The sequence below is a fragment of the Neorhizobium sp. DAR64872/K0K18 genome, from assembly GCF_050500175.1.
Taxonomy (GTDB): Bacteria; Pseudomonadota; Alphaproteobacteria; order Rhizobiales; family Rhizobiaceae; genus Neorhizobium; species Neorhizobium soli.
Window position 1 is genome coordinate 2692276 of record NZ_CP191446.1, and the last position, 12540, is coordinate 2704815.

Consider the following 12540-nt stretch of genomic DNA (forward strand, 5'->3'; position numbering starts at 1 on the left):
ATTTCGCGCCGATTCAGGCCGCTTCCTTCAGCGGATCGTCGGGATCGATGCCATAATCCTTGAGTTTTCTGTAGAGGGTCGAGCGCCCGATGCCGAGTTTGCGCGCCACCTGGCTCATCTGTCCGCGATAAAATTTCAGTGCAAAACGGATCAGCTCTTCTTCCACGTCGGCCAGTTTACGCACTTCGCCGGTGTCGTCCGTGCTGACGATGACGTTGTCGGAAGCCGGATAGGCGGCCGCCAGCAGCGCGCGCGGATCGGGCCGCATTGGCTGGGTATGCATGGCGGACCGTACCGGGATCGGGAAGCCACCATCGACAACGGCCTCGTGCCGCAGACGCGGACGCGGATCCATCTCGAGCGATGAAGGCTGCACAGCAGCGCCGGTCGCGGCCAATTCTTCGCTGCGGAATTCCGGCAGCTGAGCTGCAATCTGCGGGAAATCTTCGTCCGTCAGCTTGTCGCCCTGGGTCAGAACCACGGCGCGGAAGATCGCGTTTTCCAGCTGGCGGATATTGCCCGGCCAGTCGTAGGCGGTCAGAAGTGCCATCGCGCTGGCGCTGATCCCGACACTGCGTTCGAGTTTCTGTTCCGCCGAAAAGCGCTCGGCGAAAACCCGGACCAGATGCGGAATGTCTTCCTTGCGGCGACGCAGCGCCGGGATGGTGATGGGGAAGACGTTGAGACGGTAATAGAGGTCCTCGCGGAACCGCCCTGCCCGGACTTCCTCGATCAGGTCCTTGTTGGTCGCCGAAATCAGCCGCACGTTGACCTTCTGGACCTTGCCGGCCCCGACAGTCTCGATTTCGCCCTGCTGCACGGCGCGCAGAAGCTTCACCTGAACTTCAAGTGGAAGATCACCGATCTCGTCCAGGAACAGCGTGCCGCCGTCAGCCTCGACGAACTTGCCCGTGTGCCGCTCGGAGGCGCCGGTAAACGCGCCCTTCTCGTGACCGAACAGGATGCTCTCGACAAGATTGTGCGGGATGGCACCGCAATTGACGGTGATGAATGGCTTTCCTGCGCGGTCGCTGGCGGACTGGATGGCGCGGGCCACCATTTCCTTGCCAACGCCCGATTCGCCTTCGAGCACCACCGGAATGTTGGAATGCGCGGCGCGCTGGGCCAGATCGATGACGCGCAGCATGTCCGGGCTTGCCGAAACGATATCGTTGAAACCGACGATGCCGGCGCGGCGGCGACCGGTGCGCGACTTGGTTTCCTTCTGGCCAACCTTGAGGGCATTGCCGATCGACGCGCCGATCCGTTCCGGCGAAACCGGCTTGACGACGAAATCGAAGGCACCGGCGCGCATGGCTTCCACCACCGTTTCGATGCCGCCCTGGCCGGTCTGCACGATGACGGGCGTATCGATGCCCATGCTGCGGATGGTTGAAAGAAAGCTCAGCCCGTCCATTTCCGGCATCATCAGGTCAAGCACGATGACATTGACCGGTCCGCTGAGGTTCTGGAGAAAGTCGAGAGCAACGAGGCCGTTCTCGGCGAGATGGGCGACATGTCCGAACCGTTCGACGGCATTCTTCAAGAGGCGGCGCTGGATCGGATCGTCATCTACGACTAGGACATGGGCAATCATGCTCGGCTCCTGCAACGTTCATCGTGCACCCTTGATGGGCTCTTATGCTGCAAGTTGTGTCAGAGAGGCTTGAACATCCCCTTTTGAGAAAAGCTTGCATTTTAACGGCCGAGGGGGAAAACAGTCGGTTCTGGCACAGGATCGCCGTCGACAGGAGAAAACCGTGAGAAATTTCCGTAACTGGCACACCATGACCGCCTCTCCTGCTTTTTCCGGCGCGTCGCCCGCTGCTTCGCCCGCCGACCCCGCGCTAGGTGGCCTGCCAGTCTGGAAATTGTCCGATCTCTACGCTGCCAAGGACGCCCCGGAATTTGTGGCCGATCTGGAAAAGGCGCGCACGCTGTCGCTGGCTTTCGAGGAAAAGTGGAAGGGCAAGCTTGCAGACGCTGCCGCAAAAACCGGTGCCGGCGGACTTGGCGAGGCCTTGTCGGAATATGACGCGCTCGACGACCTCCTCGGCAAGATCGGCTCCTTCGCCGGCCTCACCTATTTTTCGGACACGTCCAACCCCGCAAACGGCAAGTTCTACGGCGACATCCAGACAAAGCTGACGGATCTCTCCTCGCATCTCCTGTTTTTCGCGCTGGAACTGAACCGGATCGACGATGCGGTCATCAATGCGGCGATGGACCGCGATCCAGCAACCGGCCATTTCCGCCCCTGGCTGGTGGACTTGAGAATGGACAAGCCCTTCCAGCTGGACGACAAGCTGGAACAGCTCTTTCTCGAGAAGTCGATGACGTCGGCCGCAGCCTTCAACCGCCTGTTCGACGAGACCATGTCGGAGCTGCGCTTCGAGGTGGACGGAGAGAAACAACCGCTCGAAATCACGCTCAACATGCTGGTAGAGCCCGAGCCGGAAACCCGCGCCAAGGCGGCCGTAGCACTGTCGAAAACCTTTGGCGAAAACCTGCGCGTCTTCACGTTGATCACCAACACGCTCGCCAAGGACAAGGAAATTTCCGACCGCTGGCGCGGCTTTGATGATATCGCCGACAGCCGTCACCTGGCGAACCGTGTCGAACGCGAGGTCGTCGACGCGCTTTCAGAAGCTGTCACGCAAGCCTATCCGCGCCTGTCGCACCGCTATTACGCGATGAAAGCGAAATGGCTCGGCGTCGACCAGTTGAACTACTGGGACCGCAATGCGCCGCTGCCGGAAACGCCGAAAGGCCTGATTTCCTGGCCGGAAGCAAAGGATACCGTCCTGTCCGCCTACGGCGCCTTCTCGCCCGAGATGGCCGCCATCGCCGGCCGCTTCTTCGACGAGGAATGGATCGACGCGCCGGCACGGCCCGGCAAGGCACCGGGCGCGTTCGCGCATCCGGTCGTGCCGTCTGCGCACCCTTACGTTCTCGTCAACTATATGGGTAAGCCGCGCGACGTGATGACGCTTGCCCATGAGCTTGGCCACGGCGTGCATCAGGTTCTCGCCGGCGGCCAGGGCGCGCTGATGTGCCAGACACCGCTGACGCTTGCCGAAACCGCCTCCGTGTTCGGCGAGATGCTGACGTTCCGGGCACTCTTGGAAAAGACCAGGGACAAGCGCGAACGCAAGGCGATGCTCGCCCAGAAGGTGGAGGATATGATAAATACGGTCGTCCGCCAGATCGCCTTCTACCAGTTCGAGCGCAAGATCCACACGGCCCGCAAGCAGGGCGAACTGACGTCGGAGCAGATCGGCGAACTGTGGCTGTCCGTCCAGAACGAGAGCCTCGGCCCGGCAATCCGGATCTCGGAAGGCTACGAGACGTGGTGGACCTATATCCCCCACTTCATCCATTCGCCCTTCTACGTCTATGCCTATGCCTTCGGCGACTGCCTGGTGAACTCGCTCTACGCGGTCTACCAGAACGCCGCCCCCGGCTTCCAGGACAAGTATTTCGACCTTCTGAAGGCAGGCGGCACCAAGCATCATTCGGAATTGCTCAAGCCATTCGGCCTAGATGCCACCGATCCGTCCTTCTGGTCGAAGGGCCTGTCGATGATCGAAGGTCTGATCGACGAGTTGGAAGCTTTGGACAAGGCTGTCTGATCAACGGACGGTCAAACGCAGGTCGGAGGGGTTGCGATGTCTGTGAAGGCCAAGGGTCGCGGTGCAAAACCGGTGGATCTTTCGCTGATCGAAACCATGCGCTGGGAGCCGGGTTCCGGTTTTACCCGGATCGACCAGCATTTGCGTCGGCTGAACCGTTCGGCCGATGCCCTGGGCTTTCGCCCGGCCCCGCCAGACCTGATGAAACAGCTCCAGGCCTCGGTCGAAGGAGAGACGCCGCTTCGCGTGCGGCTGGAAATGACGTTCCGCGGCAAGGTCGAGATCGTCGCCACGCCGTTCGCGCCCGTTGCCAAGGATGCGATCTGGCGGATCGGGATCGCGCAGACGCGCCTGCCCTCGGATGATCCGATGTATCGCCACAAGACATCGCGCCGCGAAGTCTATGACGCCGCCCGCGCCGAATTCCCTGAAGACGTGGACGAGGTGATCCTGCTCAACGAACGCGCAGAGGTCTGCGAAGGCACGCGCACCAATCTCTTCGTGGAGCAGGCCGACGGCACGCTGACGACACCGCCGATCTCATCCGGTCTGCTTGCGGGGATCCTGCGCGGCGATCTGATCCGCGAGGGCCGCGCCAAGTCTGGCCTTGTGAAACAGACCGACCTTGCCGGGAAACGCCTCTTCGTCGGCAATTCCCTGCGCGGCCTGATCCGGGCCGAACTGGTCTGACGCGAAGCCCCTACTGTTCCCGGTAGAGCACCATCCCCGCATGATGCAGCACGCCGTCGATGAAGTCGCCATCGGCGGTGAACCCGGTATCGTCCCAATAATCGATGTGATCGCCGGTGACGAGATACCGGCCCTGATACGCGCTTTTGCGAGAGCCGCGTGCTTCATCATAGCGGTTATCTTGCTGCAGCTCGTGGCGGATATGTCCGTCTGCCGTTACCCACATTCCGACGTAGGGATGACTCGCGGGTTGGATCTTGTTGTCCATGATGTCCTCTGCATGGGAAGGAAGCGCCGCGCCGAAAGACGCGGCGGCAACGAGGAGGAGATGGCGGCGGTTCATGGCAGCCGTACCCTTCACTGCGCCCGCGTCGGGCGAACGACAATCTCGTTCACATCGACATCGTCGGGCTGCTCGATCGCAAAGCGCACAGCGCGACCGATCGCATCCGGCTTCAGGGCAATGGCGCGGTAGGTCTTCATGGCCTCGGCAGCCACGGCATCGGTGATGGTATCGGCAAGCTCGCTTTCCACCACACCCGGATGGATGCAGGTGACGCGCAGGTTGTCATGCTCCTGCCGCAAGCCGTCGGAAATCGCCCGCACCGCATATTTGGTGGCGCAATAGACTGCAGCCGTGGGTGAAACACTGAGAGCGCCGACCGATGCGATATTGATGATCTGGCCGGAACCCTGCGCCATCATCAGAGGCAGCACGGCAGCGATGCCGTAGAGCACGCCCTTGATATTCACGTCGATCATCCGGTCCCACTCGTCGACCTTGAGCGAAGACATCAGCGATAGCGGCATGACGCCCGCATTGTTGACGATAACGTCGACGCGGCCGAATTGGTCTTCCGCCACTTGCGCGAACGCCGCCACATCGGCGCGATCGGTGACGTCAAGCCTGCGTGTCGCGACCTTGGCGCCCAAGTCCCGAAGTTCCCAGGCGAGCTCCTCCAGCCGGTCCGTGCGGCGGGCGCCCAGCATCAGTGTCGCCCCGGCTTTTGCCAGTTCGCGGGCGATACCTGCACCGATCCCGCTCGATGCGCCGGTGATGAGAACAACCTTGTCCATGTGATTAGCTCCTTCGCTCTCCGCTTGCCTGCGGATTGCAAGGACCCTATTCCTCCTCCATTGTCGCGATAAGCCGCCTAGTTGTTTCCACAGTGGCAAGGAATTCTAACCAATGCCGACTGATTACAATGCGCTCGCGGTCTTCACGCTGGTTGCAGAAGAAAAAAGCTTTCGTGCCGCCGCCGACCGCCTCGGCGTCACCCGCTCGGCCGTCAGCCAGACGATCCGCCGGTTGGAAGAGACGCTCGGCATCGCGCTCGTTGCACGCACCACCCGCAGCGTTGCCCTGACGGAGGCGGGCGAGCGGCTCTATTCCGAGGTCGCGCCAGCGCTGTCGGAGATGCGCAGCGCCACCGAGGCGGCAGCAAACCTGCACGGACGTCCGCGCGGCCGCCTGAACCTTGCGGTCTCCTCGATTGCCGAAAGCTTTCTATCCGGCCCCGTGCTCGCGTCCTTCGCCGAGGAACATCGGGAGGTGACATTGCATATCACTGTGACCGACGAAGAATTCGATATCGTTGCGGAGGGCTATGATGCGGGCGTGAGGCTCGGCGAAGTCATCGCGCAGGACATGATCGCCGTGCCGGTTTCCGGAAACCAGCGCCAGATCGCCGTCGCCTCGCCGGCCTACCTCAAAGGCTACGGCACCCCGGCTCACCCACGCGAACTTGGCGTTCACCGTTGCATCGGGTGGCGGGCCTCCGTCCATCAGGCGCCCTATCGCTGGGAGTTTTCGCAAGACGGCAAGGAATTCTCGGTCGCCGTTTCTGACACGATCACCACGACCGACATGGCGCTGATGGTTCGCCTGGCCATCGCCGGCGCGGGCATCAGCTTCGGCATGGAAGAGAGCTTCCGCCCGGCGATCGCCACGGGCGAGCTGGTGCCGGTGCTCGAAGAATTCAGCCCGTGGTTTCCGGGCTTCTATCTCTACTATCCGAGCAGGCGGAACATGGCGCCAAAACTGCGCGCTCTGGTGGATCACCTGCAAGGGACCAGATGAGTGATGTCAGGCGGGCGACCGGGCGACAGCCACCGCCATGGTGCACCCAAGCGCCAGCACCAACCAGAACACGACCCACAATCCCCACGCCGGAAAAGCACGTCCCATCGACACATTGCCGCGACGGATCCTGCTAAGCTTCGACGGCACCACGATCGCCCCGATGCCCCCGCGCCCTGACCTATTCGGCGACAAACGCAAACCGAATTTCAACATGACATTCCCCTGGTCGTTCCCAGCAGATTTTAGGGTGCGCGAAAACGGTTCCAAGGGACAGGTGCTAGATTTAGCATTATCCACGCAAAACGGACCAACCGAGCGGAAACCACATTTTGGGCGCCCGGCGCGCCGGTCGGGCGAAAACAACCTCGGGACCGTTATTCCAGCGTACGCCTCAAACGCGACCCCTTTATTGTGACGAAATTTTGTGATCTAGGCCGGGCATCAGATGCATGTCACACGGGTCCGTTACGCCTGCAAAACGCAGGCTGCGGCGGTGGAAGAGCAGTCGACCCATAGGGAGAATACGATGAAAGACGAGACCTATCCGGTATATGGCGAAATCACCGGTCCGATCGTGATGATCGGTTTCGGATCGATCGGCCGCGGCACGCTGCCGTTGATCGAACGCCATTTCAAGTTCGACAAGAGCCGGATGGTGGTTATCGACCCGCGCGAAGAGCCCTCCGACATGGAGATCCTCAAGAAGCACGGCATCCGTCACATCAAGGACCATGTCACCAAGGAAAACTACAAGGAGCTGCTGAAGCCGCTTCTGACCGGAGGCGAAGGCCAGGGCTTCTGCGTCAACCTGTCGGTCGACACAGGCTCGCTCGACCTGATGAAGATGTGCCGCAAGCTCGACGTCCTTTATATCGACACGGTCGTCGAACCCTGGCTCGGCTTCTACTTCGACAAGAGCATGAAGAACTCCGAGCGCACCAACTATGCGCTGCGCGAGACCGTGCGCCACGAGAAGAAGAAGAACCCGGGCGGCACCACGGCCGTTTCCACCTGCGGCGCAAACCCGGGCATGGTTTCCTGGTTCGTCAAGCAGGCGCTGGTCAACCTTGCCAATGACACCGGCCTCAAATTCGACGAGCCGGACCAGCACGACCGCGAAGGCTGGGCTAAGCTGATGAAGAAGCTGGGCGTCAAGGGCGTTCACATTGCCGAGCGCGACACCCAGCGCACCAAGAACCCCAAGCCGCTCAACGTGTTCTGGAACACCTGGTCGGTCGAAGGCTTCATCTCGGAAGGGCTGCAGCCGGCCGAACTCGGTTGGGGCACCCACGAAAACTGGATGCCGAAGAACGCCAAGAAGCACAAGAAGGGCTGCCAGGCCGCAATCTACCTCGAACAGCCGGGCGCCAACACCCGCGTTCGCACCTGGTGCCCGACGCCGGGTCCGCAATACGGCTTCCTCGTTACCCACAACGAGTCGATCTCGATCGCCGACTATTTCACCGTCGAAAAGGACGGCGAAGTCATCTACCGTCCGACCTGCCATTATGCCTACCACCCGGCCAATGACGCGGTTCTGTCGCTGCACGAAATGTTCGGCAATGGCGGCACGCAGCAGCCCGTCCTGCACGTGCTCGACGAGCATGAACTGGAAGACGGTGTCGATGAACTCGGTGTGCTGCTCTACGGTCACGAGAAGAATGCCTACTGGTTCGGCTCGCGCCTGTCGCTGGAAGAAACCCGCCGCATCGCGCCTTACCAAAACGCAACCGGTTTGCAGGTAACTTCGGCGGTTCTCGCTGGCATGGTCTGGGCGCTCGAAAACCCGAAGGCCGGCATCGTCGAAGCCGACGAGGTGGATTACAAGCGCTGCCTCGAAGTGCAGATGCCGTATCTCGGCCCGGTCGAAGGCCACTACACCGACTGGACCCCGCTCGAAGGTCGCCCGGGTCTGTTCCCGGAAGACATCGACGAAAAGGACGCCTGGCAGTTCAAGAACATCCTGGTTCGCTAGGAATCAATGAGGGGGCTCGCGTCAGCCGCGGGCCCCACCCCCTCTCCCGCTTGCGCGGAGCGGAACCCCGCCTCGATCGCGCCTTGCGGCGGCAACTTGCGGCCTCTTCCAGGCCATGACGGGAAGAACCGGCTGGAGCGTATAAAAGCCACACCCGCGCCCGTTCTTCACAAAGCGAAAACTCCTGCCTGTCCCCAGTCTTCCCAATCCGCAGTCTTGCTTTACATAGGCTCCAGAAGGCATGGTTGCAGACCACAAGCCGGACCGAATCGCGGGAGACAGATCATGAACTTCAAAACGGGCCTCGTGCTCATTGCGGCAGCCAGCCTCACGGCCTGCGTCTCTTCTCCGCCGCCACGCATGGTATCAGCACCAGTGCAGCCGCAGGGCGTCGAGGGTGCATGGGTCGATCCGAACGGTATCGTCTCCACCTTCCAGGCGGGCACGTTCAACACCCGTGCAAGCGACAGCAACGCGCTTCTCGCCTCCGGCACCTATAACAAGCTCTCGCCGACGCTGGTCGAGATCAACATGACCTCGCTGGTGCGCAAGACGCAGTCGCGCGTCAACTGCTCGTTGGTCACGCAGAGCCAGCTGAACTGCACGCAGGATAGCGGCGCGCAGTTTTCGCTCGCCCGCCGCAGCTGATCGCCCAGCTTCACAGTCATTCCAGAGTTAGGGAGGGCCTCGCTTGATGCGGGGCCTTTCGCGTTGTGCGCGAGGGCGAATAGCTCCGGCCTTGTCACATTTACCTTGAAACCAGTTTTGCTTGGTGAAAACATGCGCTGCACAACGATCGTCACCATGGCGTGATACAAAAATCGGGAACATGCACGCCCACACGCGCGCAATCATAAAAGGAGAGAGATGATGATGAGAACTATCGGATTGGGGATCGTGACCGCATCGGTCATTGCCCTTTCGAGCGGCGTCGCAATGGCCGACTTCGAACTCAACATTCTCCACATCAACGACCTGCATTCCCGTATCGAGCCGATCAACAAATACGATTCCACCTGCACGCCGGCCGAGACCGAAAAGAACGAATGCTTTGGTGGCATCGCGCGCGTGAAGTCGGCCATCGACGCCCGCCGCAGCGAATTGCAGGGCAAGAACGTTCTCGTTCTCGATGCCGGCGACCAGTTTCAGGGTTCGCTGTTTTACAGCACCTACAAGAGCGCACCCGTTGCCGAATTCATGAACGGCATCGGCTTCGATGCGATGGCGATCGGCAACCACGAGTTCGACGACGGCCCGCAGGAACTGCTGAAGTTCATTACCGCGCTGAAGTTTCCGATCATTTCCGGCAATACCATCGCCAAGGCTGGAACACCGCTGGCCGACAAGTACAAGGGTTACGTGATCAAGGATTTCGGCGGCCAGCGTGTTGCCATCGTCTCCGTTCTCGCGAAAGATACGAGCGAGACCTCTTCGCCGGGTCCCGACATCACCTTCGAGGACGAGATCACCTATGTGAAGAATGCCGTAGCGGACCTTCAGTCGCAGGGCATCAACAAGATCGTGCTCCTCTCCCATGTCGGCTACGTCAAGGACAAGGAAATCGCGGCAGCCGTTGCCGGCATCGACGTGATCGTCGGCGGCCACAGCCACACCTACCTGTCCAGCACCGACCCCAAGGCATCCGGCCCCTACCCGACCATCGTCAAAAGCCCGGCTGGCGTCGATATTCCGATCGTGACGTCCTACGCCTATTCCAAATATCTCGGTGATCTCTCGGTCGTTTTCGATGACAACGGCGTCGTCAAGTCTTCCGCGGGGGCACCGAAGCTGCTCGATTCCAGCGTTCCGCAGGACGCGGCGTTTGTCGCCAAGGTCAAGGAACTCGGCGGCCCGCTCGAAGAGATCAAGAAGAAGGTCGTCGGCTCAACCGAAGGCGTCATCGATGGCGATCGCCTCAACTGCCGCGCCAAGGAATGCACGATGGGCAACCTGCTTGCCGATGCACAGCTTGACCGCGTCAAGGATCAGGGCATCACCCTTTCCATCCAGAACGGCGGCGGCCTGCGTGCCTCGATCGATTCCGGCGAAGTGACGATGGGCGAAATCCTGACCGTCCTGCCGTTCCAGAACACGATCGCAACCTTCCAGCTGAAAGGCTCGGATGTCGTCACCGCCCTCGAAAACGGCGTCAGCCAGATCGACGACGGCGCCGGTCGCTTCCCGCAGGTGGCAGGCATGAAGTTCTCCTTCGACCGGTCGAAGTCGAGCGGCAGCCGCATCAGCGACGTTCAGGTCAAGGAAGGCGAGGCCTTCGTTCCGATCGACCCGAACAAGACATACGGCGTCGTTACCAACAACTACGTCCGCACCGGCGGCGACGGCTACAAGATCTTCAACACCGCGGCCGTCAACGCCTACGACTTCGGACCCAACCTCGAAAACGCCGTTGCCGACTACATCTCGGCCAACAGCCCCTACAAGCCCTATACCGATGGCCGCATCATCGACCTGACACCGGCAGACTACAAGCCGTTACCGAAGGCAGCTGCCGCCCCGGCACCGGCACCGGCTGCAACGCCTGCTCCGGCGCCTGCTACAACTCCTGCCCCCGCTGCCCCGGCTACCCCTGCACCGGCCACTCCTGCTACTCCTGCTCCGGCCACTCCTGCGCCAGCGGCACCGGCAACCCCGGCACCTGCGACCCCCGCACCAGCAGCACCGGCTCCTGCACCAGCCGCTCCAACCGCTCCCGTGCCCATGACAACGGAACCGGCAGCACCTGCACCAGCCGCACCGGCACCGGCCACCCCTGCACCGGCCACGCCGGCTCCGGCAGCTACAACGGCGTCCCCGGCTCCTGCTGGCCCGAGCAAATACACCGTGGTCAAGGGTGACTCGCTGTGGAAGATCGCCGAAAGCACCTATGGCGACGGCGAGAAGTGGATGGACATCTCCAAGGCCAATAGCCTTCGCAACCCGGATGTCATCCAGATCGGCAAGGAGCTGGAACTGCCGGCCAGATAAAATCGAAAGCGGGACAATTTGTCCTGATGCAACCGACGGCTCGGGGCTTCCCCGGGCCGTTGATTGTTTCTAAATAGAGCCAGACAATCCTCCGGCCGCATCCTGCGGTCGAACCCGATCGGAAGTGACCGCATGAATATCGTGCCCTCAAAACTGCCCACCGGTCATCCGAAGGTTACCTTCGGCAAAGTTGGCGTCCTGCTCGTCAATCTCGGCACGCCCGACGGCACGGACTACTGGTCGATGCGGCGTTATCTCGCCGAATTCCTGTCCGACAAGCGCGTCATCGAATGGTCGCGGCTGTTCTGGTATCCGATCCTCTACGGCATCGTCCTCAACAAGCGTCCGCAGAAGGTCGGCAAGGCCTATGAGGAGATCTGGAACAAGGATCTCGACGAGAGCTATCTGCGCACCTACACCCGCAGCCAGGGTGAGAAGATGGCCGAGCGGCTGGCCGATCTGCCAAACGTCGTGGTCGACTGGGGCATGCGCTACGGCAAGCCCTCGATCGCCGAGCGCATGGACGCGCTGAAGGCGCAAGGTTGCGACCGGATCCTGCTGTTTCCGCTCTATCCGCAATACGCGGCGGCAACGACGGCGACCGTCAACGACAAGGCTTTCGAGTACCTGATGAAGCAGCGCTGGCAGCCGGCTCTGCGCACGGTGCCGACCTATCATGACGACCCCGCCTATATCGTGGCGCTGGCCAATTCCGTTCGCCAGACGCTGTCGACGCTCGAGTGGGAACCGCAGTTGCTGATCACCTCGTTCCACGGCATTCCGCAGTCCTATTTCAAGGCCGGTGATCCCTATCACTGTTTCTGCTACAAGACCGCGCGGTTGCTGCGCGAAGAGCTTGGCTATACCGAGAAGCAGTTGCGCCTGACCTTCCAGTCGCGCTTCGGGCCCGAGGAATGGCTGCAGCCCTATACCGACAAGACGATGGAAACGCTTGCCGCCGAAGGCATCAAGCGCGTCGCCATCATGAACCCCGGCTTCGTCTCCGACTGCCTGGAAACGCTTGAGGAAATTGCCGGCGAGGCAGGCGAGATCTTCATGCATCATGGTGGCGAGAAATTCGTCCATATCCCCTGCCTCAACGACAGCGTCGACGGCATCAATGTGCTTGAGGCGGTGGTTCGTCGCGAGTTGCAGGGCTGGGTCTGAGCATTAGG

Annotated in this window: 9 protein-coding genes and 2 pseudogenes; 7 read left to right on the forward strand and 4 right to left on the reverse strand. The window is 61.3% G+C overall.

All coding sequences use genetic code 11. The features are described from left to right. Window positions 1-13 precede the first annotated feature (13 nt). Window positions 14-226, reverse strand: a pseudogene (locus ACQY1P_RS18760) (helix-turn-helix domain-containing protein); the annotation flags it as partial. Window positions 227-408: 182 nt separating this feature from the next. Further along, window positions 409-1597, reverse strand: a pseudogene (locus tag ACQY1P_RS18765) (sigma-54-dependent transcriptional regulator); the annotation flags it as partial. A gap of 190 nt (window positions 1598-1787) precedes the next feature. Between ACQY1P_RS18765 and ACQY1P_RS18770 the strand changes: the two are divergent. Further along, window positions 1788-3632 carry a M3 family oligoendopeptidase gene (locus ACQY1P_RS18770; protein ID WP_430256734.1) on the forward strand — a complete coding sequence of 615 codons (1845 nt, stop codon included), beginning with the start codon at window positions 1788-1790 and terminating at the stop codon, window positions 3630-3632. A 36-nt stretch (window positions 3633-3668) separates the two neighbouring features. Continuing rightward, the gene (locus ACQY1P_RS18775) at window positions 3669-4322 is read left to right on the forward strand and encodes an aminotransferase class IV family protein (RefSeq protein WP_062460911.1); all 654 of its coding nucleotides are present in this window, start codon (window positions 3669-3671) and stop codon (window positions 4320-4322) included. 10 nt (window positions 4323-4332) lie between these two features. On the opposite strand, the gene ACQY1P_RS18780 is transcribed toward ACQY1P_RS18775, so the two are convergent. Then, on the reverse strand, window positions 4333-4665 hold the full coding sequence (locus ACQY1P_RS18780; protein WP_092659841.1) for an Atu4866 domain-containing protein: 333 nt from the start codon (window positions 4663-4665) through the stop codon (window positions 4333-4335). A 14-nt stretch (window positions 4666-4679) separates the two neighbouring features. After that, window positions 4680-5399: an SDR family oxidoreductase gene (locus ACQY1P_RS18785; RefSeq protein ID WP_430254861.1), complete on the reverse strand. Its 720-nt coding sequence runs from the start codon at window positions 5397-5399 to the stop codon at window positions 4680-4682. A gap of 112 nt (window positions 5400-5511) precedes the next feature. Here ACQY1P_RS18785 and ACQY1P_RS18790 point away from each other — a divergent pair, with 112 nt between their 5' ends. The 5 genes from ACQY1P_RS18790 to hemH all read left to right on the forward strand — a co-directional run bounded on the left by ACQY1P_RS18790 (window position 5512) and on the right by hemH (window position 12532). Next, window positions 5512-6402, forward strand: coding sequence for a LysR substrate-binding domain-containing protein (locus ACQY1P_RS18790; protein WP_430254863.1), 891 nt, complete (start codon window positions 5512-5514; stop codon window positions 6400-6402). A gap of 529 nt (window positions 6403-6931) precedes the next feature. Next, window positions 6932-8380, forward strand: a complete 1449-nt coding sequence (locus ACQY1P_RS18795) for a homospermidine synthase (RefSeq protein WP_430254865.1) — start codon at window positions 6932-6934, stop codon at window positions 8378-8380. Between the two features lie 285 nt (window positions 8381-8665). Further along, window positions 8666-9028: an outer membrane lipoprotein Omp10 gene (omp10, locus tag ACQY1P_RS18800; protein WP_062460929.1), complete on the forward strand. Its 363-nt coding sequence runs from the start codon at window positions 8666-8668 to the stop codon at window positions 9026-9028. A 222-nt stretch (window positions 9029-9250) separates the two neighbouring features. Continuing rightward, a complete protein-coding gene (locus ACQY1P_RS18805; RefSeq protein ID WP_430254867.1) occupies window positions 9251-11365 on the forward strand; it encodes a 5'-nucleotidase C-terminal domain-containing protein in 2115 nt (704 codons plus the stop codon). 132 nt (window positions 11366-11497) lie between these two features. Then, window positions 11498-12532 (forward strand): ferrochelatase, encoded by a 1035-nt coding sequence (hemH, locus tag ACQY1P_RS18810; protein ID WP_430254869.1) that lies wholly within the window; start codon window positions 11498-11500, stop codon window positions 12530-12532. Window positions 12533-12540 lie beyond the last annotated feature (8 nt).

Excerpts from the sequence above, each read along its gene's own strand:
- omp10 (WP_062460929.1), top strand. The coding sequence starts at position 8,666 with ATGAACTTCAAAACGGGCCTCGTGCTCATTGCGGCAGCCAGCCTCACG.
- ACQY1P_RS18785 (WP_430254861.1), bottom strand. The coding sequence starts at position 5,399 with ATGGACAAGGTTGTTCTCATCACCGGCGCATCGAGCGGGATCGGTGCA.
- hemH (WP_430254869.1), top strand. The coding sequence starts at position 11,498 with ATGAATATCGTGCCCTCAAAACTGCCCACCGGTCATCCGAAGGTTACC.
- ACQY1P_RS18795 (WP_430254865.1), top strand. The coding sequence starts at position 6,932 with ATGAAAGACGAGACCTATCCGGTATATGGCGAAATCACCGGTCCGATC.
- ACQY1P_RS18775 (WP_062460911.1), top strand. The coding sequence starts at position 3,669 with ATGTCTGTGAAGGCCAAGGGTCGCGGTGCAAAACCGGTGGATCTTTCG.
- ACQY1P_RS18780 (WP_092659841.1), bottom strand. The coding sequence starts at position 4,665 with ATGAACCGCCGCCATCTCCTCCTCGTTGCCGCCGCGTCTTTCGGCGCG.
- ACQY1P_RS18770 (WP_430256734.1), top strand. The coding sequence starts at position 1,788 with ATGACCGCCTCTCCTGCTTTTTCCGGCGCGTCGCCCGCTGCTTCGCCC.
- ACQY1P_RS18790 (WP_430254863.1), top strand. The coding sequence starts at position 5,512 with ATGCCGACTGATTACAATGCGCTCGCGGTCTTCACGCTGGTTGCAGAA.
- ACQY1P_RS18805 (WP_430254867.1), top strand. The coding sequence starts at position 9,251 with ATGATGAGAACTATCGGATTGGGGATCGTGACCGCATCGGTCATTGCC.